General features: G+C 63.9%; 18 protein-coding genes and 1 pseudogene. 6 read left to right on the top strand and 13 right to left on the bottom strand.

Annotated elements, in window-relative coordinates; all coding sequences use genetic code 11:
• The first annotated feature begins 124 nt into the window (after positions 1-124).
• The 4 genes from fixL (at position 125) to GGD65_RS32465 (ending at position 3,569) form a co-directional block, all read left to right on the top strand.
• Positions 125-1,642: a sensor protein FixL gene (gene fixL / locus GGD65_RS32480; protein ID WP_018322737.1), complete on the top strand. Its 1,518-nt coding sequence runs from the start codon at positions 125-127 to the stop codon at positions 1,640-1,642.
• A 17-nt stretch (positions 1,643-1,659) separates the two neighbouring features.
• Positions 1,660-2,277 carry a response regulator FixJ gene (fixJ, locus tag GGD65_RS32475; protein ID WP_018322736.1) on the top strand — a complete coding sequence of 206 codons (618 nt, stop codon included), beginning with the start codon at positions 1,660-1,662 and terminating at the stop codon, positions 2,275-2,277.
• Positions 2,278-2,350: 73 nt separating this feature from the next.
• The gene (locus GGD65_RS32470; RefSeq protein WP_183237912.1) at positions 2,351-2,767 is read left to right on the top strand and encodes a response regulator transcription factor; all 417 of its coding nucleotides are present in this window, start codon (positions 2,351-2,353) and stop codon (positions 2,765-2,767) included.
• 103 nt (positions 2,768-2,870) lie between these two features.
• Positions 2,871-3,569: a helix-turn-helix domain-containing protein gene (locus tag GGD65_RS32465; protein WP_026202804.1), complete on the top strand. Its 699-nt coding sequence runs from the start codon at positions 2,871-2,873 to the stop codon at positions 3,567-3,569.
• 78 nt (positions 3,570-3,647) lie between these two features.
• On the opposite strand, the gene GGD65_RS32460 is transcribed toward GGD65_RS32465, so the two are convergent.
• The 4 genes from GGD65_RS32460 to GGD65_RS32445 are packed head-to-tail and all read right to left on the bottom strand — an operon-like array spanning position 3,648 to position 9,523.
• On the bottom strand, positions 3,648-4,934 hold the full coding sequence (locus GGD65_RS32460; protein ID WP_018322733.1) for an MFS transporter: 1,287 nt from the start codon (positions 4,932-4,934) through the stop codon (positions 3,648-3,650).
• A 23-nt stretch (positions 4,935-4,957) separates the two neighbouring features.
• A complete protein-coding gene (locus tag GGD65_RS32455) occupies positions 4,958-5,476 on the bottom strand; it encodes a PRC-barrel domain-containing protein (RefSeq protein ID WP_183237911.1) in 519 nt (172 codons plus the stop codon).
• Between the two features lie 20 nt (positions 5,477-5,496).
• Positions 5,497-7,701 carry an amylo-alpha-1,6-glucosidase gene (locus GGD65_RS32450; RefSeq protein ID WP_183237910.1) on the bottom strand — a complete coding sequence of 735 codons (2,205 nt, stop codon included), beginning with the start codon at positions 7,699-7,701 and terminating at the stop codon, positions 5,497-5,499.
• A 58-nt stretch (positions 7,702-7,759) separates the two neighbouring features.
• Positions 7,760-9,523: an ABC transporter ATP-binding protein gene (locus GGD65_RS32445; RefSeq protein ID WP_018322730.1), complete on the bottom strand. Its 1,764-nt coding sequence runs from the start codon at positions 9,521-9,523 to the stop codon at positions 7,760-7,762.
• 273 nt (positions 9,524-9,796) lie between these two features.
• On the opposite strand from GGD65_RS32445, the gene GGD65_RS32440 reads away from it, so the two are divergent.
• Positions 9,797-10,867, top strand: coding sequence for a glycosyltransferase family 4 protein (locus GGD65_RS32440; RefSeq protein WP_018322729.1), 1,071 nt, complete (start codon positions 9,797-9,799; stop codon positions 10,865-10,867).
• A gap of 103 nt (positions 10,868-10,970) precedes the next feature.
• On the opposite strand, the gene GGD65_RS32435 is transcribed toward GGD65_RS32440, so the two are convergent.
• The 5 genes and pseudogenes from GGD65_RS32435 to GGD65_RS32420 form a co-directional block, all read right to left on the bottom strand.
• On the bottom strand, positions 10,971-12,899 hold the full coding sequence (locus GGD65_RS32435) for an alkyl/aryl-sulfatase (RefSeq protein ID WP_183237909.1): 1,929 nt from the start codon (positions 12,897-12,899) through the stop codon (positions 10,971-10,973).
• 199 nt (positions 12,900-13,098) lie between these two features.
• Entirely contained in the window at positions 13,099-14,379 is a 1,281-nt protein-coding gene (locus GGD65_RS41040) for a TRAP transporter large permease subunit (RefSeq protein ID WP_246783491.1), read from the bottom strand.
• A 219-nt stretch (positions 14,380-14,598) separates the two neighbouring features.
• A pseudogene (locus GGD65_RS41035) lies at positions 14,599-15,075 on the bottom strand (TRAP transporter small permease); the annotation flags it as partial.
• 153 nt (positions 15,076-15,228) lie between these two features.
• A complete protein-coding gene (locus tag GGD65_RS32425; RefSeq protein ID WP_183237907.1) occupies positions 15,229-16,230 on the bottom strand; it encodes a DctP family TRAP transporter solute-binding subunit in 1,002 nt (333 codons plus the stop codon).
• Between the two features lie 198 nt (positions 16,231-16,428).
• Positions 16,429-17,199, bottom strand: coding sequence for a methyltransferase domain-containing protein (locus tag GGD65_RS32420; RefSeq protein WP_183237906.1), 771 nt, complete (start codon positions 17,197-17,199; stop codon positions 16,429-16,431).
• 145 nt (positions 17,200-17,344) lie between these two features.
• On the opposite strand from GGD65_RS32420, the gene GGD65_RS32415 reads away from it, so the two are divergent.
• The gene (locus GGD65_RS32415) at positions 17,345-18,088 is read left to right on the top strand and encodes an SDR family NAD(P)-dependent oxidoreductase (RefSeq protein ID WP_183237991.1); all 744 of its coding nucleotides are present in this window, start codon (positions 17,345-17,347) and stop codon (positions 18,086-18,088) included.
• A 57-nt stretch (positions 18,089-18,145) separates the two neighbouring features.
• On the opposite strand, the gene GGD65_RS32410 is transcribed toward GGD65_RS32415, so the two are convergent.
• The 4 genes from GGD65_RS32410 to GGD65_RS32395 form a co-directional block, all read right to left on the bottom strand.
• Complete coding sequence (locus tag GGD65_RS32410; protein WP_246783488.1) at positions 18,146-18,763, bottom strand: hypothetical protein; 618 nt, start codon at positions 18,761-18,763, stop codon at positions 18,146-18,148.
• Positions 18,764-18,787: 24 nt separating this feature from the next.
• Positions 18,788-19,417, bottom strand: a complete 630-nt coding sequence (locus tag GGD65_RS32405) for a hypothetical protein (protein WP_246783487.1) — start codon at positions 19,415-19,417, stop codon at positions 18,788-18,790.
• Positions 19,414-20,457: a TAXI family TRAP transporter solute-binding subunit gene (locus GGD65_RS32400; protein WP_183237905.1), complete on the bottom strand. Its 1,044-nt coding sequence runs from the start codon at positions 20,455-20,457 to the stop codon at positions 19,414-19,416. The genes GGD65_RS32405 and GGD65_RS32400 overlap by 4 nt, the downstream gene beginning before the upstream one ends.
• A 62-nt stretch (positions 20,458-20,519) precedes the next feature.
• Positions 20,520-22,154, bottom strand: a complete 1,635-nt coding sequence (locus tag GGD65_RS32395) for a hypothetical protein (protein WP_183237904.1) — start codon at positions 22,152-22,154, stop codon at positions 20,520-20,522.
• Between the last annotated feature and the right edge of the window lie 467 nt (positions 22,155-22,621).

Raw genomic sequence — 22,621 nt, 5'->3', positions numbered from 1 at the left:
GCGCCGGCGCCCGACTTGCCGTCAATCGGCAAGCCGACAGAACTTGCCTCCGGCCCGGCCTTAGGCGACATTAGGGGAGCGGTAACCGCGTCCGGAGCCGCCGCATCAGGATGAGGAACATCATTTGTCGCCGACCCGCGTAACGCACTCGCAGGACGACGGTGGGGGCGAACGTTTTCGCGTTCGGATCGAAGGATTTGGCGTCGGCACCTGGGATCTCGACCTCGCGACACGGGAATTGGATTGGTCCGATACCGCCAGAGCCCTGCTCGGCGTCGAACCGGGGCAGCCGGCGAGCTACGATCTCTTCCTGTCGCGGCTTCAACCGACGGACAGGGAGCGGGTCGAGAGCGCAATCAAGCGCGTTTCCGAGCGTGGCGGCAGCTTCGACGTGTCTTTCAAGGTCGCGAACACCTCAGGCAACGGGCAATGGATCCGCGCCCGGGCCGGACTCATTCGGGACGAAGCCGGCACGGCGCGTCATCTCAGCGGCATCTTTCTCGACATCGACGAGGAAAAGCAGGTCGAGGAGGCGCTACGCACGCGCGAGACCCACCTCCGCTCGATTCTCCATACTATTCCCGACGCCATGATCGTCATCGACGGCCACGGCATCATGCAGCTGTTCAGCACGGCTGCGGAGCGCCTGTTCGGCTGGTCCGAGCACGAGGCAATCGGTCAGAACGTCAGCATTCTGATGCCGGAGCCCGATCGCACCCGCCATGACGGCTACATCGCCCGCTACCGCTCCACGAACGATCCGCACATCATCGGCATCGGCCGCATCGTGACCGGCAAGCGCCGCGACGGCACGACCTTTCCGATGCACCTGTCGATCGGCGAGATGGAATCCGCCGGCGAGCCCTATTTCACCGGATTCGTCCGCGACCTCACCGAGCACCAGCAGACCCAGGCCCGGCTCCAGGAATTGCAATCCGAGCTGGTCCACGTCTCGCGACTGACCGCGATGGGCGAAATGGCCTCCGCGCTCGCCCACGAGCTCAACCAGCCGCTGGCTGCGATCAGCAATTACATGAAGGGATCGCGGCGGCTGCTCGCCGGCAGCACCGACGCGAACACGCCGAAGATCGAAAGCGCGCTGGATCGCGCGGCGGAGCAGGCCTTGCGCGCCGGCCAGATCATCCGGCGCCTGCGCGACTTCGTCTCGCGCGGCGAGTCGGAGAAGCGGGTCGAGAGCCTGTCCAAGCTGATCGAGGAGGCCGGCGCGCTCGGGCTCGCCGGCGCGCGCGAGCAGAACGTGCAGCTCCGCTTCAGCCTCGATCCCGACGCCGATCTCGTCCTCGCAGACCGGGTGCAGATCCAGCAGGTGCTGGTCAATCTGTTCCGCAACGCGCTGGAGGCGATGGCGCAGTCGTCGCGCCGCGAGCTCGTCGTGGCCAACACCCGCGTCGCCGACGACATGATCGAGGTGGAGGTCTCCGACACCGGCTCCGGCTTCCAGGGCGACGTCATTCCAAACCTGTTTCAGACCTTCTTCACCACAAAGGAAACCGGCATGGGCGTGGGACTGTCGATCAGCCGCTCGATCATCGAGGCTCACGGCGGCCGCATGTGGGCCGAGAGCAATGCATCGGGCGGCGCGACATTCCGCTTCACCTTGCCGGCGACCGCCGAGAACTGACTGACGAGAACCAATTCATGACCACCAAGGGACATATCTACGTCATCGACGACGATGCGGCGATGCGGGATTCGCTGAACTTCCTGCTGGATTCGGCCGGCTTCGGCGTCACGCTGTTCGACAATGCGCAGAGCTTCATCGACGCCCTGCCCGGCCTCGCCTTCGGCTGCGTCGTCTCCGACGTGCGCATGCCGGGACTCGACGGGATCGAGCTGCTCAAGCGGATGAAGGCGCAGCAGAGCCCGTTTCCGATCCTGATCATGACCGGTCATGGCGACGTGCCGCTCGCGGTCGAGGCGATGAAGCTTGGGGCGGTCGACTTCCTGGAAAAGCCGTTCGAGGACGACCGCCTCACCACCATGATCGAATCGGCGATCCGCCAGGCCGAGCCCGCCGCCAAGAGCGACGCCGTCACGCAGGACATCGCCGCCCGCGTCGCCTCCTTGAGCCCCCGGGAGCGCCAGGTCATGGAGGGGCTGATCGCGGGCCTGTCCAACAAGCTGATCGCCCGCGAATACGACATCAGCCCGCGCACCATCGAGGTCTACCGCGCCAACGTCATGACCAAGATGCAGGCCAACAGCCTGTCGGAGCTGGTCCGCCTCGCAATGCGCGCCGGCATGCTCAACGATTGAGGCACGTCGGATAGGGGCAAACGGGATTGAGCCAAGTCAAGGCCCCTTCCCGGCGCCGTGCTAGCCAAGCAGCATGATCGAGGTCGGTTCACATTACGAGCGGCCGTCGTCCTCAGCGCTCCCCACCGTCTACGTGGTCGATGATGATGCCGCCGTCCTGGGCTCTCTGCGGTTCCTGCTGGAAACCGACGGCTTTGCCGTGCGGACCTTCAGGAGCGGCACCGCGCTGCTCAACGCCGGCGGCGCGCGCGGGGCGGACTGCTACGTGATCGACTACAAGATGCCCGACATCAACGGCATCGAGCTTGCGGGCCGCCTGCGCGAGGCCGACCGCGGCGCCCCCGTGATCCTGATCACCGGCTATCCGGACGAGAACATCTCGACCCGTGCGGCTGCGGCGGGCGTCAAAGACGTGGTTTTGAAGCCGCTTCTCGACGAAACCCTGATCAAGCGCATTCGCCGCGCCATTCAGGACCGCCCCCGCGCGTGACCTACGGGATTCTACGTAGGTAGACCCCCTTAAGATATCGCTCGAAATTTTCGAAGCCCCCGATACCGCGTACCAAAGCGTCATCACAACGGAGATGGCGCAGATGCTCACCCAGACCCTCAACACCCAGGCGATCAACACCCAGATTGTTGGCAAGATCGCCCCCGGCCATCCCGTCACCGACCAGTTCGGCGCCATCACCGGCCATGTCGGCCTCGTCGCCACCGAGTTCTCCTATCGCAAGGACGAGGAGATCTATGGCGAGGACGAGCCGGCCGAATATGTCTACCAGGTCGTGTCCGGCGCAGTGAGCAGCTACAAGCTCCTGTCCGACGGCCGCCGCCAGATCGGCGCCTTCCATCTTCCCGGCGACGTGTTCGGCCTCGAATCCGGTCCCGCTCACCGCCTTGCTGCCGAAGCCATCATCGACACCACCGTGCGTCTCGTGAAGCGCGCCAGCCTCGAGAAGGCCGCAGGCACCGATGTCCAGGTCGCCCGCAAGCTCTGGGCCATGACCGCCTCCGAGCTGCGCCATGCCGAGGACCACATGCTGCTGCTGGGGCGCAAGACCGCGATGGAGCGCGTTGCGACCTTCCTGCTCGAAATGGACCGCCGCCTCGCCGTTGCCGGCATGATGGCGCTGCCGATGTGCCGCCGCGACATCGGCGACTATCTCGGCCTCACCCTCGAAACCGTGTCTCGCGCGCTGTCGCAGCTCCACGCCCAGGGCATTCTGGGCTTCTCCGGCGCCCGCCAGATCGTGCTGCGCAACCGCCAGCGCCTGCAACATCTCGACGCCTGAGCTTCGCCTGATCTTCCTCCTCCTACCCACTTGGCCGGCCGAACGCGTTTCGGCCGGCCTTTTTCTTTCGGCCTCGAGTCATGCCGTGCGCCGCGTCTCCGGCATCACGAAGAGAATCAGCAAGAGCCCGGTCGCGGCCACACCCGACAGCCCGATGAAGGCGGTCGCATTGCCGAACTTGTCGCTGACATAGCCTCCGAGCACCGTGCTCAGCGACGCGCCGATGCCGGTTGCGGTGCCGACGATGCCCTGCGCCAGGTTGAAATGGCCGCTGCCAAAGGCGACGTCGGCCACGATCAGCGGAATCATCACCGCGAACACCGCCGCGGTGATGCCGTCAAACACCTGCACGGCGACCAGCAGATACGGATCGCGCACGGTCGCAAACAACAGGCCGCGAATCGCCAGCGCACCGAACCCGATCAGCAGCAGCGGCCGCCTGCCCCACGCTTGCGCCTTGCGGCCGACCGTCGGTGACAGCAGCGCCACGATCGCTTGCGGAACGACGATGCAAAAGGCGACGAGCACTGTCGCCCATTGGGCGGACCGCGCCGTCACTGCACTCGCCATCAGCGGCATCATCGCGGCATTCGCGAGTTGCAGCAGCAGCACGCTGAGCGCGAAGACGATGAGCGGACGCTGCCGGATCAGGTGCCAGATGTTGGTGTCGCCGCGATCCGCCGATTCGCGCGGCATCTCGCCATGACAGCGGGCGATATCGACCTCATTCTCACGGATGCGCGAGAGCGCGATCAGGGTGGGGATCGCGAGCAGGAAGGTGACCAGGAAGACCGAGCGGCTCGACAACAGATAGCCCGCGGTACCCATCACCGCCGCGGCAACGCCATTACCGAGGGAGGCAAAGCGCGCGTTGCGGCCGAGCCGCTCGCCGATCGCGAACGGGCCGACCAGACCAAGGCTGATCGCCGCAATCGCCGGCCCCAGCACGCAGCTCGCCGCCGCGTGCAAGGTGGCCGCGGCCACCACCACAGGAAAGATCGGCATCGCCGCATAGGCCAGCGCGCAAGCGCCGATGGTCGCGATCGCGAGGGCGGCGACCAGTCGCTCCGATTTCGCGGCATCGATGATCGCCCCGCCCGGCATTTGCCCGATCAACGCGACGATACCACCGATTGACAGCACGAGGCCGATCTCGACCTGGGTCCATTTCTGGGTCGTCAGATAGACCGCGATGAAGGGACCGAATCCGGTCTGCACGTCGGCGAGGAAGAAGATGAACCAGTCGAGGCCGCGCAGGCTCTGGCGCGACGGCGCAGGAATGCCCGCGGCCGATGGCGCGGCGACGTTGTCCTGCTCGGCGCGGCCGTCACGATCTGCATGGTTCGGCTTCCTCGACAACAGCACAGGCGGTCAGCCCTCCCGGCACCTCACTGGATCGCTTGCAGCGGTTGAAGGCTGCCGGATGCGCCGAGCACGACGATCGGCGTGTCTTCCTTGTATTCGGGCGCGGCCGCGACCTGCGCCTTGGTCAGTTCCAGCGTGATGCTGTCTTTCTTGTTGGCAATCTTGCCGAAGCGCAATGCGTTCCAATCCACCACGATCTTGCGGCTGCCGACGCCGAGAAATCCGCCGAAATCGATGGCTGCGGCGCGGACATGGCCGCCGCGGTCGACGATGACGTCGACGATGCGGCCCATGTCTTCATCCGCGGCGCTACGCACGTCGCGGCCGAGCACGCCATGGGCCTCGCTCGCGCCGATGATGGTCACCGACGGCGGCGGCGCTGCGTCCTTCGGCGTGACAGGGACGGCCGAGGTCGGCGACGGTGCCGTCGGCGCTTTCGCCTCGCTCTGCCCTGCAGGCGGCTCCTCTGCGGCGCGCGACGTGGCCGCCGCCAGGCCCGCGACGATGGCTATGCCAAGGAACAACGCTCCGACCGCACGCATGACACTCTCCCCGCGCGCCGCTAGCGCGCCAGCACGATCGACACCTGGATCTGGCCGCGCGTGCGCAAGACTTCCAGCGCCACGTCGTCGCCGTGGCGGCTGACGCGAAGATCGACGCTGGATTCGCCGAGCCTGAGATCGCGCAGGATCACCTCGTTGAGGAACGCCGGCAGATGCGGGTTGCGCAGGCGAATCTCGCTGCGCGCCACGTCGAACTCGATGCCGAGCGCCGCCTCCAGCAGCGTGAACGGCGTCGCGCTGGCCCAGGCCTGCGGCGCGCAGGCGACCGGATAGAGCGTCGGGCCGCGCCGCTTCTCGCGCCGGAAACCGCAGAACAATTCGGGTAGCCGGCGCAGGTCCATATAGGTGGCGGCGTCGAACAGCCCCTTGAAGACATGAGCGACCGAATGCTTGAGGCCGTAGCGCGCGAGCCCGAGCGCGATCAGCGCGTTGTCGTGCGGCCAGATCGACCCATCATGATATGACATCGGGTTGTAGCGCACTGCGCCCTGCGCGACGGTGCGGATACCCCAGCCCGAGAAGAAATGCGGCCGCATCAGATCGGCGGCGACGAGGCGGGCACGGTCCTCGCGGATCATGCCGCTGAACAGCACCTGGCCGGCGTTCGAAGTCCGCACCTTGCAGGGCCGCTTCCTGCCGTCGAGGGCGAGCGCGTAGGTGCCGAGCTCCTCGCACCAGAATGCCTTCTCGAAGCGCTCGGCCAGCGTCCTGGCTTCGGTCTCGAGCTTGCGCACGCGGTCCGGCTTGCCGAGCCGCAGCGCGCAACGCGCGGCGAGCAGCTTGGCGGCATAGACGTAGCCCTGGACTTCGGCGAGCGCGATGTTGCCTTCCGCAAGCTGGCCGTCGGCATGGAAGATCGCGTCGTAGGAGTCCTTCCAGCCCTGGTTGGCGAGCCCCTTCTCGGTCGCGCGCTGGTATTCGACGAAGCCGTCCTGGTCGGGATCGCCGGGACCGTCGATCCAGGCCAGCCCCGCCTCGATCGCCGGCCATAATTCGATCAAGGTCTTCTCGTCGCCGGTCCGTTCGAAATAGCTCCCGGCGAGCAGGACGAACAGCCCGGTCGAATCGACGCTGCCGTAATATTGCGCGAACGGCACCTCGCGCAGCGCCGCCATCTCGCCGCCGCGCATCTCATGCAGGATCTTGCCCGGCGCGGCATCGGCGAGCGGATCTGTCGCCTTGGCCTGGAAATGCGCGAGCCGGCGCAAGACGCCCTTGGCGACGCGCGGATCGACCCACAGCATCTGGAGCGCGGTGATCAGGCCGTCGCGGCCGAACGTCGTCGAGTACCAGGGAATGCCGGCATAGGGATAACGCCCCTGCGGCGTCTCCGTCATCAGCATGTTGAGGTCGGCCATGGCCTGGCACAGCACCTCGTTGAAGATGTTATTAGAGGTCTCGATGCTGGCGGCGCCCATCGTGGACCGGCGCATCTCGCGGCGATGGGCGAGCAAGCCCCTGAAGAAGCGTGCGGGCTTCTCGGCGACCGGACGGTTGCAGGATACGGCTACGAACAGCGATTTCGATTCATGAGGGTCAAGCTCGAGCTGCCAGGTCGCGGCATTCACCGACAGCCGCGTCGGACGCGGGTCGAAATGCAGGCCCGTAGTGCGCTCGGTGTCGTCGAGGCCGCGATATTCGAACAGCACGTCGGTCGGCCCGAGCAATTTGCTCGTGCCGGTCCCGCGGCGCGGACGGCGCTCGCCGCGGACCTCGAACAGATCGGCAAAGTCGTTGTCGAACAGCAGCGTCAGCTCGAAACTGGCGCGGCCGTCGCCGTGGTTCTGCACGCCGATGCGCTGATAGGCCGTGCCGCGCCACAGGAAAATCGTGCGCACGATGTGCAGCAGGTCCTTCTGGAAGACGAGGCGGCCCTGCCGGTAGATGTCGGGATTGGTGAGATCGACGGTGAGCGCCGAATTGTCGTCGCGCAGGTTGGAGCCGAGCAACAGCGGCTGGAGATCGTCGAGCACGAGCTCCAGCCGCGCCAGATAGCGGGTGTCGTAGTGAAACAAGCCGTCCGGCCCGCCGGCCGACGCGCCGATGTCGCCATGGCTGTCGAGCACGATAAAGGTGTCGTCATGTTTCAGGGACCGCCGCGGCCGCGCGGCGGGCCCCGTCATCGGAATGTAGAACGTCTGCTCCGCGACGGCCTCCACCGTCTGCGACACGGAGATGATCTTGGTTACGGCTTCGGCTGCCATGAGCTGCTCCCCTGCGCCTTGTTTCGAAACGCAACCAACGCGAACGCGACTGTTGGGTTTACGCGGCGAACTTCGCGAGCCGGCTCATCTCCTGCGTCACCAGCTCACGGTAGGGACCGTGACCCTGCATCAGTCGGTCGGGCGCGCCGTCCTCGATGATCTTGCCGGCCCTCAACACCACCACGCGGTCGAAATTGCGCAGCGTCGCCAGCCGATGCGCGATCGCGATCACCGTGCGGCCGCGCATCAGGCGGGACAGCGCCTCGCGGATGGCCTCCTCCGATTCGCTGTCGAGCGCGGCGGTCGCCTCGTCCAACAGCAGGATCGGCGCATCCTTCAAAAACGCGCGCGCGATGGCGATGCGCTGGCGCTGCCCGCCGGACATCTTGACGCCGCGGTCGCCGACCATGGTGTCGAGGCCATCAGGCAGGCTCTCGACGAAATCGCAGCGCGCCGCGATCGCCGCGCGCAGTACCTCGTCATCGGTCGCGTTCGGCCTACCATAGCGGATGTTCTCGCGGATGGAACGGTGGAACAGGGAAATATCCTGGGGCACCACGGAGATCGCCTCGCGCAGGCTGAGCTGCGTGACCTTCGAAATGTCCTGTCCGTCGATCGTGATGCTGCCTTCATCGGTGTCGTAGAAGCGCTGCAGCAGCGTGAACAGCGTAGACTTGCCGCCGCCGGATTGACCAACCAGGCCGACGCGCTGGCCGGGCTGGAGCCGCAGGCTGAAGCGCTCGAAGATCTTCTCGCCGCCGGGATAGCCGAAGGTGACGTTATTGTACGCGATCGCCGCGCCGCTCTTCACCAGCGGCTCGGCGTCGGGGTGATCGCGCAGATCGTGCGGCACCAGCAGCGTGGCGATCGCCTCGGTCAGTCGCGCAACGTGCTGGGTGACATCGACCAGCGCCACCGCAAGGTCGCGCGTCGCGCTCAGGATGGAGATACCGAGCGTACAGACCAGCACCACGTCGCCGGTCGTCGCCTCGCCCTGCTGCCAGAGCGTGACTGCCCAGGCCATCAGCGCGATCGTCAGAAGCACGGTCACTGCGGCATGCAGCAGCCGCAGCTTTTCCAGATAACGCAGGCTGCGGCTCCGCGCGGTCAGTTCCCGGTTCACCGTCGCGTCGAACCGCTCGTGCTCGTGGCCGATACCGCAGAAGGCACGGACCAGCGGCATGTTGCTGATGACGTCGATCATCTCGCCGTCGACCACGGCGGCCTTGTCGGCGAAGTCGTCGTGCAGCGGCTTGCCCGCGGCGGCGAGACGGAACATCGCAACCACCATGCCGCCAGCAATCACGATCAGGCCAAGCGCCATGTAAGGACTGACGGTTCCAATCAGGGCGATTGCCGCAATTGTGGCAATGCAGGGCGGCAACACGTTCCAGACGAACATGTTCTCGACCGTGAACACCGCGTTCGACGTCGCGGTGATGCGGCTCGTCAGCATGCCGGGCATCCGGTCCGAGAAGTAGCTGGGCGCGTGTCCGGTCAGATGACGAAATATGTCACGCCGTAAATCGCCCGTGACACGAACGAAGGTGAAACTCGCCGTCCAGCTCGCGATCCGCCACAGGAAGTTGTCGGCGGCGATCAGCGACATGAGTAAAATGAATGCCAGCCATACGCCGCCGCCTTGCGAAGGACCCGCTGACAAGGCGTCGACGAGCGATTTGACCCCGTATTGGGTGCCTACGGAGCAGGCAACCGCTGCAACGACCGCGGCCAGGATCACCAGATGCGATGCGATTCGCATCCGAAGATAGCGCAAGACAAAGGCAAATGGCCTGCGCGCGTATCCAGAAAGATGATCCATATGGCTATCGCCCCGTTATGCTGATTTTCGTTTTGTTACTGATCGACTGAACATCGACCTCGTCGCCTCGGTTCCCGGGCCGGGCGATCACGACATGCGGATGCGGACGATCTGAGAAGATGTCGTGGCAGCATCGAGACGACCCGCGGACGTGTCGAAGATGTAACGTTCGGAGGAAGGAACTTCGCAAGTGCGGGAACGTTCCCTTGTCTGGCATGCCGGTGCCGTACTGGCGGGGGGTTTCAACCTTTATGATCGCAAGGAGATGGTGAGATGCGCATCGCGCAGGTAGCTCCGTTGACGGAGGCTGTTCCACCCAAGCTGTATGGCGGCACCGAGCGGGTGGTGCATTGGTTGACGGAAGAGTTGGTGGCCCTTGGGCACGACGTGACTTTGTTCGCCAGCGGCGATTCACAGACCTCGGCCAAGCTGGATGCACTGTGGCCGAGGGCGCTCCGTCTCGACGGTTCCGTGCGCGATCCAAACGCCCTCCACATGGTGCTGCTGGAGCGCGTGCGGCAAAAATGTGACGACGAGGAGTTCGACTTCCTCCACTTCCATCTCGACTATTATCCGTGGTCGTTGTTCCACCGCCAGCCGACGCCGTTCCTGACCACGCTGCACGGCCGGCTCGACCTGCCGGAGCATCAGCCGGTGTTCAACACCTTCTCCAAGATGCCCGTCATTTCGATCTCCAATGCGCAGCGACGGCCGGTGCCGCAGGCGAACTGGGTGACGACGATTCATCACGGTCTTCCGGAGAATTTGCTGACGCCGAAGCCGGCGAAACAGGAATATCTCGCCGTGCTCGGCCGCATCGCGCCCGAGAAGGGCGTCGACCGCGCCATCAAGATCGCGACCCATTGCGGCATTCCGCTGAAGATCGCGGCCAAGGTCGATCGTGCCGACCAGGATTACTACGACGAGCTGATCCGGCCGATGATCGAGAACAATCCCCTGGTGGAGTTCATCGGCGAGATCAGCGATCACGAGAAGTCGGACTTTTTGAGCGGCGCGCTCGGCCTTCTGCTGCCGATCGACTGGCCGGAGCCGTTCGGCCTCGTGATGATCGAAGCCATGGCCTGCGGAACGCCGGTGGTCGCCTTCAACCGCGGCTCGGTGCCGGAGATCATCGACGAGGGGCTGACCGGCTTCGTCGTCGAGGACATCCTCAGCGCAGCCGGCGTCGTCAATCGCCTTCCGCAACTCGACCGCACCGCGATCCGCAAACAGTTCGAGACGCGTTTCACGGCGCGGCGAATGGCGCTGGATTACCTCGCCGCCTACCGCAGCCTCGCCGAGGAACAGTCGCCGCGGATCAAGCTGGTGAGCAGCGCGGAGTAAGCTAGCCAACCAACGGCGTCGCAGACCAACCAACAGTGTCGTCCCCGCGTTCGCGGGGACGACGGCGGAGTGTGACGTCCTCGGCGCGTCAACACGGCCTTCCCTACCTCACCACCGCCCGCTTCGGCTCCACGATCTCGAACATCCTGGGAAACTCGTCCATCAGGTCCATCAGCTCGGCGAGTTTCATCGGGTTGCCCGACAGCTTGACCCTCCCTGCAGCGACGGCTTCCGGAAAGCTCGTCAGCTTGGCGATCACCTCGTCGAGCGTTGCGCGCGTCAACGTGAAGCTGGCATTGGCGCCCTCCACCTGCACGCCCTCGGTGTAGGTCAGCGCGCAGTTCTCCAGATTGAGCACGAAGGTCTCGCCGGTATCGGAAAAACTCCAGTTCAGCACGATGTGCTTGCCCTCGGCCTTGGGGCCGTTGAGGCGGATGCCGAGCACGTCCCAGAGCTGCGAGGTGCGCAGCGCCGCCAGCGTCTCGCGCGGCATCGGCGGGCGCGCCGGCACCTTCGGCATGCCCTGGCGCAATTCCTGCGCACCGAACAGATAGGCGTTGCGCCAGGTCGCGCTTTCGGCGGCGTAGCCGAGCTGCTCCAGCGTGTCGGCGAGCAACGCGCGCGCCGCCGCATTGTCAGGCTCGGCGAAGACGAGATGGCCGAGCACTTGGGCGACGAAGCGGAATTCACCCTTGTCGAAATCCGCACGTGCCCGCGCCAGGATCGCATCCGCCCCGCCCATATACTCGACGTATTTCCTGCCTGACTCCACCGGCGGCAGCGGATCGAGATTGACCGGGTTGGCATCGTACCAGCCGAGATATTTCTGGTAGATCGCCTTCACATTGTGCCGGATGTGGCCGTAATAGCCGCGGCCGTGCCAGGCGCCTTCCAGGCTCTTCGGCAGCTGGATCGTCTCGGCGATCTCGGCCGCGGTGAGGCCGTGATTCATCAGGCGGATGGTCTGGTCATGCGCGAATTTGTAGAGGTCACGCTGCTGCCGGATCATCGTGCCGATGCGCTCAGCTCCCCACACCGGCCAATGATGCTGGCCGCACATCGCCTCCGCCTTGCCGTCCCAGAGCTGCAAGGCCTCGCCCAGATATTTTGACCAGGCCAGCGCGTCGCGCACGTCGGCACCGCGGAACGGCAGCAGATTGTGGAAATTGTGCGTGCAGTTCTCGGCAAGGTTCAACAGCTTGTAGCGCGGGATGAAGAAATGCATCTCCGCCGGCGCTTCGCTGTTCGGCGCCATCTGGAATTCGAATTCGACGCCGTCGATGACGCGCCTGTCGCCGGTCGCCATGATCAAATCGGTCGGGCGCAGCAGCGCGACGGAGCCTGCCGCCATCGACTTGCCGAGCCCGCAATCGACCTGCCCCCGCGTCCCCTTGGCGAGCAGCGGCCCGAACTGGTACTGCGCTCGGCGCAGCATCGCGGGGCCCGCGATGATGTTCTCGGAGACGGCGTGCTCCATGAACAGGTTCGGCGCGATGATCGGCACGCGGCCAGTGGCGAGTGCGTCTTCCTCCAGCACGCCGCGCGCGCCGCCCCAATGATCGGTGTGGGTGTGGGTAAAGATGACGGCCGCGACGGGCTTTAGGCCGCGATGCCTGAAATAGAGATCGAGCGCGGCGCGGGCACCTTCGATCGAGGTCAGCGTGTCGACGACAATGACGCCGCTGTCGCCTTCGATCAGCGTCATGTTGGCGATGTCGAGCCCGCGCACCTGGTAGACACCGGGCACGACCTCGAACAGGCCGTGCTGCATGTTGAGACGCGACTGCCGCCACAGGCTCGGATTGACCGTGGGTGGCGCCTCTTCGGTGGACAGGAAGCCGTAAGGCGCGAGACTCCAGACCGTCCGCCCTTGCGGGTTCGTGATCGTCGCATTCTCGATCGTGCCGAGGAAGCCGCGCGCGGCGTCGTCGAAATCCCGCGTGTCGGAAAACGGCAGCGCGTTCAGCATCGCCGCTTGCTGGGCGATGACGGACGGCGTCGCGTCCTTTGGCTCGCTGCTGGGTTCTGTCATGCTTGCTCCTCCCCGCCGGTTGCGCGGCATCTAACCGCATCTGGCAGGCGATTACTATCGGCGATGGAGGACGCGTAGCCCGGATGGAGCGAAGCGCAATCCGGGAATCTATCCGCTGATACGGAGGCCCCGGATTGCGCTGCGCTCCATCCGGGCTACGACGCGTCCCTCTTCCACAAGGGAAAGGGGACGGCGAATGCTACATCCCCAGCAGCCGCGGCAGCCACAACGACAGGCCCGGCCAGTACGTCACCACCACCAGGAATCCCAGCATCGTCAGCAGCCATGGCCACACCGCGACCGTGAGCTCGGTGATGCCCATCTTGGCGATGCCGGACGCCACGTAGAGGTTGAGGCCGACAGGCGGATGGCAGAGGCCAACCTCCATGTTGACTGTCATCAGGATGCCGAAATGGATCGGGTCGATGCCGAGCTTGATCGCGACCGGGAACAGGATCGGAGCCATGATGAGGATGATCGAGGACGGCTCCATCACGTTGCCCGCCAGCAGCAGCAGCAGGTTGACGAGGAGCAGGAAGCCGATCCACCCCAGGCCCTGGTCGATCATCCATTGCGCCAGCGCTTGCGGCACATTCTCGTAGGTCATCAGGAACGAGAACAGGACGGCGTTGGTGATGATGTAGAGCAGCATCGCCGAAAGATTCGCCGACGACAGCAGCACCCGCGGCACGTCGCTCAGCTTCAGGTCTTTATAGATGAACACCGCGACGATGAAGGCGTAGACCGCACTGACGGCGGCAGCTTCGGTCGGCGTGAACAGGCCGCTGTAGATGCCGCCGATCACGATCACGATCAGCAGGATGCCCCAGATCGACTTGCGGAAGGCATCGAAGCGCTCGAACAGCGTTGCCTTCGGCATCCGCGGATAGTCGTTGCGCCAGGCCCGGTAAAATGTGGTGGCGCCGAGCAGCGTGGCCAGGACCAATCCCGGCACGATGCCGGCGATGAAAAGTTTGCCGACCGAGCTGTTGGTGGAGACGGCGTAGAGAACCATCGGGATCGACGGCGGAATCAGAATTCCGAGCGAGCCCGACGTCGTAATCACGCCCGCGCCGAACCGCTTCGGGAAACCTTGCGCGACCATCGCCGGCAGGATCACCGAGCCGATCGCCACGACGGTCGCCGGCGACGAGCCGGAAATGGCGGCAAACAGCGCGCAGGCGACCACCCCCGACAGCGCCAGACCGCCGTACCAATGGCCGACCAGCGAGGTCGCGAAGGTGATCATCCGTCGCGCCACCCCGCCATGGGTCAGGAAGTTGCCGGCGAGGATGAAGAACGGGATCGCCATGATCTCGAAATTCTCGATGCCGGTGAACAGCTTCAGCGCCACCGATTCCGTTCGCACGTCGGTCAGTGTGAACATGAAGCTGAGCACGGTGAGACCGAGCGCGATCGAGATCGGCATGCCCGTCAGCATCAAGGAGAGCAGAAGCGCGAACACGATGAGGACGCGCAAGCCCTGCGGCAGCGTGATGACGTGACCCGCATGCGCGAAGCACAGCGCGACGATCAGGACCGGCAGCAGCATCAGGATCCAGCCGAGCGGGCTGCGCTCGTCCCGGACGACCTGACTATGCGTGACCGGCGCCGGATGCACCGGATCCGCCTCGACACCCTCGACGCCCGCCATGTCGTGATGCGGCAGCTCGCCGGTGCGGTGGAACGACCAGGCGACCTGCAGGAAGCGGAAGCACATCAGGCCGGAGCCGAGCGGGATGGTGAGATACACCATCCACATCGGTGCTTCCAGATCATTGGACTGCTGGCCGGTCTGCCACATCTGGCCGACGAACGCGGCCCCGAAATAGGCGACAATGGCGGTGAACAGCGCGCCGCACAACAGACCGAAGGTGATGACGCGCCGGCGGGATCCGCCCGGAAGGATGTTGACGAGCACGTCGACGCCGACATGGATGCCGGTCCGCACGCCATAAGCGGCGCCGAACTTGGCCATCCAGATGAACATGTAGATGCAGAGCTCCTGCGCCCAGGACAAGTCGAGCGCAGCAAGCCAGGTGAACGTCGCCCGCGCCGGAACGGCCAGGAAGGTCAGGTTTCGGGCTTCCGCCCATTTGGCGATATCGATCGACAGCCCGGCGCCGTAACGGTGCAGCACGGCGACGAAGATGAGCGACGTCGCAGCCGCGATCATCGTCGCGATCAGCCATTCCTCGAGATGGTCGAGAAAACGATTCAGCACACGCAACAACTTGGTCCCCCAGCATCAGGTCGTCATTCAAGAGCGAAACGGCCGGGAGTGCGATCACCCCCGACCGTTGGTGTTGTTCTTATTGGGCCGCAGCCGTCAGTTCATCTTGACGTCGAGTTCCTTGGCGATGAGATCGAGCACCTCCTGCCCGACCCGTCCCTTTGCCCATTTATAAGTCGGCTGCATCGCCTCCTGCCAGGCCTTGCGATCGGCATCGGTGAGGTAATGCAGATTGGTCTTTCCCGTTTTCTTGATCTCGGCCAGCGCGTCCTCGTTCTCCTGGCGGGCGATCGAGTTGGTGTAGTCAGTCGCCTCCGCCATCGCCTTGTCGAGCTGGGTGCGGATATCGGGCGGGAGGCCCGACCAGAACTTCGAGTTGACGATCACAGCATACTGCAGGTGTGCATGATAGGAGACAGTGATGTCCTTCTGCACCTCGTAGAACTTCTGCGTCAGATAGTTGGATGCGGTGTTCTCGCAGCCGTCGACCACGCCGGTCTGCAGCGCCTGGTAAACTTCGGAGAACGCCATGATCTGCGGGATCGAGCCGACGAGGCGAAAATATTGGTCGGCAACCTTCGATCCGGAGATGCGGAACTTCAGTCCCTGGAAGTCAGTCGGCTTCATCAGCGGGCGATTCGAAGAGACCATGTGGAAACCATTGTCCCAGTAAGCGAGCCCGGTGATGCCCTTGGTCTCGAGCTTCTGGAACAGCCACTTGCCGACCGTGCCCTTCATCGCGTTGGAATAGGTCTGCTCGTCCTTGAACAGCCAGGGCAGGTCGAGCGCCTCGAACTCCTTGATGCCGAGGGGCGCGAATTTCGCGGTCGAAGGGGCAAGCATGTGCACGGAGCCGAGCTGCAGCGCCTCGATCTCCTCCTTGTCCTTGTAGAGCGTGGAGTTCGGGTAGACTTCAACCTTGACCTTGCCGTCGGTGTATTTCTCGGCGAGCTCCTTGAACTTCAGTGCGCCCTTCCCCTTCGGGGTGTCGTTGGCGACGACGTGGCTGAACTTGATGACGATCGGAGTTTGGGCCAGCGCAGCGGCAGGGGCCAGAATCAGCGCGGCCGCCGCGACCGCAAGAAGCAGTTTGCGCATGAAGACCTCCCAACAACCTCGACAAACCGGGTGCTTTTTTGTTTTCCGGTTTGAGTAGTGGCAGCAATCCGCAGGCCGAACAACTAGACCTAAGCCCAATTTGCCGCAGCCAAGCTATCTTGACGAGCGCTGTCTACGCAACCCGGCACCTGCTTCTGTCCAGGGGAACGAGCGCTTATGTCGCATTGCGGCAGAGCATCAGCTCTTGCGCTGCGCAACCATGAAAAGGCGGCGGAACGGGAACAGGGTCTGCCCCGCCGCATTCTTCGGATAGGCCTTCGCAACCCGCGCGCCATAGGCGGCTTCGAATGCGATCTTCTCCTCGCCTGCGAGCACGTCGAGACAGCGCGTCAGCCAGGTCCCCTTGGTCCATTCCTTGACGGGGTTCTCGCCTTCGAGCACCTGCAGATATTCGGTCTCCCAGATGTCGATGTCGGCCGACATCGGCGCAAGAAGATCGTGATAGAAGGCCGGCCCCTCGACCGGCGGCGGCGTCACGAGATGCTCGAGCTTGGATCGCCACGGACCATCGAGCGCGGTCTCGCCGATCAGCACATGCGACGGCGCCAGAAAGTTGCGCGGCATCTGCACCGCAAGCATGCCGCTAGGCTTCACCTTCTCCATGACCGATGGAAACAGCGCCGCATGATTGGGCAGCCAGTGCAGTGCGGCATTGGAGTAGATCAAGTCGTATTGCCTGGCGGGGCGCCATTGGCCGAGGTCCTCGTGGGACCATTCGACATCGGGTGCAGCCTTGCGGCCGGCGGCAACCATCTCGGCGGAGCCCTCGACGCCGGTCACGCTCGCCTCCGGCCAGCGCTCCTTGATGAGTTTTGTCACGTTGCCGGCGCCGGCGCCGAGATCGGCAATCTTGCGCGGGCCAAAATCCGGGATCCGCATCAAGAGATCAACGGCGGGCCGGAGCCGGTGGCCGGAGAATTTTAAGTATTGCTGCGGATCCCAGGCCATCGCTCAGCGCCTTTTCTTTTTCGTGTTTCCTTCAAGGTCGCTGTTGGTTACCACTGCTCGTCCCGCTCAGGCAATTCGCAAGGCCCGCGGGACGGGCAGGAAACGAACGGCAATAAGCAAGAACCAAACAAGAGAGCGTGTGACCATGGACCTCGGGCTCAGATCGAAAACCGCAGTCGTCACCGGCGCGAGCATCGGCATCGGCCGCGCCATCGCCAAGGGCCTCGCCGCCGAAGGCGTGCGTGTGGTCGGCGTGGCGCGGCGCACCGATCTGCTCGCCGAGCTGGTGAAGGAGGAAGGCTCCGGGCTGATCACGCCGCTCGAGCAGGACGTGATGGCGAAGGACGCGGCAGAGCGGATCGCGGCCTTTGCGGTGAAGGAGCTCGGCCATGTCGACATCCTCATCAACAATGCCGGCGGCAGCCGGCCGCTGCCGGTCGATGCACCCGACAGCAAATGGGACGAGGCGATCGCGCTGAACTTCACCAGCTACCGCCGCATCGCGCATGCATTGCTGCCGCAGATGATCGAGCGCAAATGGGGCCGCATCGTCAACATCACCGGCAAGTCCGAGCCCGAGGGGCTCAACGCGGCGTTCGCCGCCAAGGCCGCCGTGCACGCCTGGGCCAAGGGCCTGTCGCGCGAGATCGGCGAGCACGGCATCACCATCAACTGCATCCCTCCCGGCCGCATCATGAGCGAGCAGATCCGCCGCAACTATCCGCCGGATTATCGGGAGCGTTTTGCCGAGGAGGAAATCCCGGTCGGCTATTGGGGCGAGCCGGAAGATCTGGCCGCGCTGGCGGTGTTCCTGGCCTCGCCGGTGGCGCGGTACATCACCGGGACGGTGATCCCGGTGGACGGGGGGCTGCGGCGGTATCAGTTCTAGGGCTGGGCTCCTGTATCCACGACCCGCGAACGCTCGCCATGTCCGGTTTGCCAGACCTCACGGTTTGACGTAGCTCCAGCCCTGCTCCTGCAGCTCCATGACGCGGACAACGCCGGATTTCACGACCGTTGCCTGTGGGATCAGGTTGATGTCCTTGTTCTCTGCCTTGCGCATGTTTTCCTGCGTGTTGCCGCAAGCTTTAAAGGAGATCTCGGGATGGCTCATCGCGAGCACCTCGATGCGCGGCTTTACCGGCGAGGTGTCATCGCGCAGCATGTGAAGGCCGGGACCAAAGGTGACGACCTCGATCGACACTGGTTCACCGAGATCGCGATAATATTGCGCGACGTTGCTCGCATTGTTGAGCGTGAGGTTCATCATCGCAGGTTCGTTGGAATTGACCTGCAGCACCAGCCGGTGCGACTTTTTCGCGCTCTCGGTTTTTGTAGCCTGAGCCATCTTCGTGTTGTTGGGATGATCCTGCCTGATCGCGTGAATCTGCCGCGGCTTGCTCACCTGCTTCTGTCCACCCGGATGCTTCGCGTTGCTCGCTTGGCTCTTCTCGCGCGCCTGCGGGAACCACTGGTTGTCCTGCTGCGCCTGCGCGCCTGGTCCGACCAGAAGCCCTATCGTCAAGCCGCCTATGACTGCCAGCGCCAATTTTGGATTGATCATCTCGTGTCTCCCATATCCTGACCATCACCTACCTGGCCTGGTGACGACATGTGGCCATTTGCATGCAGCCGCCATTTTCTTGCGCACGTTTTCGAATCCGCTGAGCAGGAATTGTCCGTCTTGCGCCGGGCCAGTGCGGGTGAAAAGGCTCACGACGATGTGACCGTCGTCGGGTAGTGAGCTCAACAATTTTACGACGTCGCCCCCGAAAGCGACGCCGGAGCCGAATGACGGCGACGCTGCTGCGAGTTGCATTGGAGTATCCGCATTCAGCCGAAAGGAGATCACGTATTCGTTGGCGCTGCGTGACAGCGCCGGTCCGGCGACGATGACTTCCGTGCGGCCTCTGCGGCAGTGGATTGCGAGCTGCATCGCGGCACCGTCCGAGCGGCCGACAGAAGTGGCCGTGGCAGTGACGACCGGCAGATAATCGACTGGCGAAGTCGTCTCGCTGACGATCCAGCCGGCATCCCGGCTACTCCGGCTGGACGGCGGAATCTTGCGCGATAAGCCTTGCAGACATTCCAGCCGGGCTTGTCCCTCCATCGCCGAACAAGCCCTCAGTGTTTCCATGGGATCGCTCGTACTTTGCGCGTAGGCGATACCGCAGGCGACGTTGAAGGCGACAGCGAGCGGCGGAGCGGCAGTCTTCATGGCCTCGCCTGTACGCTGCGCGCTTTGCGATCCAGCCATTCCTGCGCGGCCTGGAAGCGGGTAAGACCCGGGACGGATGCCGCAAGATTGATCGACTGCCATTTCGGATCGAAGCCTGGTGCCTGCAGCCGGTCGATGCGCGAGAACAGGCACTCGACAAGGCGAGCCACGCGTTGGTAGCGATTGGAGCCTGGCGGCCAGTTGAAAGCGACAAGCGCTGTCGGGACCGCGATGGTCGAGACCCGCTCACCCTGCTTGATCAGATTAGGATACTCATTGGCGTCCAAGGTCGCGGGCAGATAATAGTCCTCGAATTTCTTGTCGTAACGGATCGGGAGGAACTTGTATCCGGCCTCCCAGCGGCCCTTTACGAAGGCATCGACGGGTTTCGACGTGATGAACACAACGGCCGACATTTCGCCTTTGCGCATCTGCTCCAGGGCAACCTGATGTGGGATGAATGTCTTTTCGACATCGATCCCGAGGCGGCTGAAGATCAGTGGCCCTGAATAGGCGGCCGCGGTGCCCAGGGTGTTGAAGTTCACCCTCTTGCCGACAAGATCCTGCAGGCTTGTGATCTCAGGCCGCACAAAGATGTGCAGCTCGGATGGGAAGAGATTGAGCAGATAGGTGATGCGGCTCCGGATCTGCGGTACCTGAATCTTATACTCCTCGAGCGCGTCGGAGTTGATGATGGCAGTATCGACGCCGCGCAAATAGAGCAGCGCGTTCAGATTGTCGGTGGCCCCCCGGGTGACGATCGGCAGAAGATGCAGGTCTGCTCCGTCGTCGACGACGCGAGCCATTTCTGCGGCGAGGCGGATCGGCGCGCCCTCGAGCAGGCCCCCGGCGAGCCCGACCGTCCAGGCGTTCATCCGGTCCTTTTCGTTCTCTTTCGGAAGCGGCCGTCGGTCGAGCTGTGCATCGGCCTTGGCATTTCTCGCCGTTTGCGCTTCCAGGCAGGCCGTTTGAAGCATCATAGCGACCGGCACCAACCAAGCGAGCAGGAGCAACGAGCGTGACTTTGGCGCATTGTTCATGTCGTTCCCTTCCGGCTCAGCCGCCGCAAGCTTTCGTGTCTCGGACTGCAAGAATCCCATTCTCAGGGTCGGAGCGCATCCAGCCGTTCCTTCGCTTCGCGAATACCACCCCTGTGTGCCTTCGCGTAGAATTCGCGCGCCTTGGCCGCTTCGCCGCGAGTCCCATAAGTACCCCAGGCGGAAAGAACCGCCGGATCATAGGTCTCGGCGAGCATGAAACTTGCCTGCGCAATGTCTTTCTCTGCTGCGAGCTCGAGGACAATGCGTGCTGCACCAATATTTCCCTGATCGAGCAGCGCCCTGGCACGCGGGAGCAAACGGGCCTCCGCCTCGTTCTGGACTGCGGCGGTCGGTGGCTCCGCCACTTCCACGCTCCGCGTCGCCGGCAGGACCGGCGCGTCATTTGCTTGCTCGGCAAGGGCGCGCTCATGGGTGGAGCGCCACCCCGATGCAAGATCTCTCTCCCTGGCCTCGGTTTTGCTCAGCTCCTGTTTCAGCGACTGTCGCAGCTCACTGATCTCTCGTTTCGCTGCCTGTCTCTGCTGCAAGACCGCATTTTCGGCATCGCGCAATTGCGCGTTGCGGGTTTCGATCTCCCGGCGCACTTCGGCAAGTTCGCTCTCCAGCGCAGCGGCGTGCGCCTGAGCCGCTTCGAGAGCGCGGCGTTGTTGATCGGCATCGGCAGCTGCTGCCTGCGCTGCTTTGGCTTCCGTGACCAGAATGGCGTTCTTTTCCTGCTCTTGCTGCAGGGACTGCCGCAGTTCCGCAATCTCCAGCCCCTCCGCCGGGCTTTCCTCCGCAGTCGCAGCTTCCGTCACAGGCAAGCGGCGAGGCATTCCGGCGAGTTCGCTCGCGAGCGCGGCGGCGCGCGACTGCGCCTCGTGGCGTTCCTGCTCAGCGCTCGCCGCCGCTGACTGTGCGGCGTTCAGCTGCCTTGCGCGGACGGCGCTATTTTCCCGCTCGCGCTGCAGAGACTGCTCTAGTTCCGCGATCTGCCGTTGCGCCGCTTCTCTTTGTTGCGCGGCCACATCCTCCGCCTTCCGCGATTCTGCGTCGCGGGCATCGACCTGCCGGCGGAATTCGGCAACTTCGTTCGCAAGCGCAGCGTTGCGCGCTTGCTCCTGTTGCAGCGACTGCCGCAACTCGTCCGCCGCAATTTTTTCCGCGTGCGCCTGCTGGACCGCCTCCTCAAGTTCCCTGCGCGCCCCGTCCGGTTCACTGGCGCGCGCATGACTGTGCAGAGCATCTCGATCGGGCCATGGCTCAGGCTGCACCATGCCCGCCGGCACCGTGTACGTTAGGTCTCCGTTCGCTTCGCGCTGAAGGAGCGCTTGCGACCTCGCCCCTATTTCCGGCCGTCGGTCGACGCGGAGGGCATTCTCGCCGCCGATTTGCGCCATTTCCGGCATCGTTCGTGCGCTGAAAGTATCGAACACACCCAGTAAGGCCGCTCCAACCAGGATCGCGGGAAGCAAAATGACAGCCGCCGCGAGCGGATTGCCCGATGGTTCGCCCTCTGGGTCAATGTCCTCAGCTTCGGGATACCAATGGGTCGGCTCGGCGTTGATTGGAGCACCGTCTTTGGAGACCCATTTGCCTGCTTGAGGCGACCAGCGAGCGACGTCAACGACCCCGGTCGCATCTTCCACCCAGATGTCTTCTCCGTCCCTGGGTGCAGTATCAATCGGTCGGCGCATCGATCACGCCTCTTTAGATAAAGGCTAGAGCGGCGCGATTGCTCCGCCTGTTTCGCGGTTCGGCATGGAAGAAAATCCTGAGATCGAAAGGACTTGGCAGGCATCAGCCCCACAATTAAATAATTAAATAAATTATATATTTTGAACCAAATGCGGAGTCAAATTAAATCAGCCGGGTCCGGCCTGAAAGGGGCGTCAAATCAGGCACGTCTGCTTCCTGTTGGCATCGTCTTCATTGCGCGGTCGGGTACGTTGTCGTCCACGGCAAACCAACCCTCGTACATCGTATGGAATATGGGCAGTGCACGGCGAACATGCGAAGCTGACGGCGTTTTCGCGTCTCGGAGCTGAGGAGTGACCGATGCGCCTTGCATTGCCCTATTTGGGAATTGGCGTCTGTTTGTCTCTTGCGACCTGGTTGGCGTTGGGGCTTGCGTTCGAGTGACGGTTTTCCACCCCGAGCGTTG

The organism is Bradyrhizobium sp. CIR18, assembly GCF_014198295.1.
GTDB lineage: Bacteria > Pseudomonadota > Alphaproteobacteria > Rhizobiales > Xanthobacteraceae > Bradyrhizobium.
This window is presented reverse-complemented; position numbering and strand designations above follow the sequence as displayed.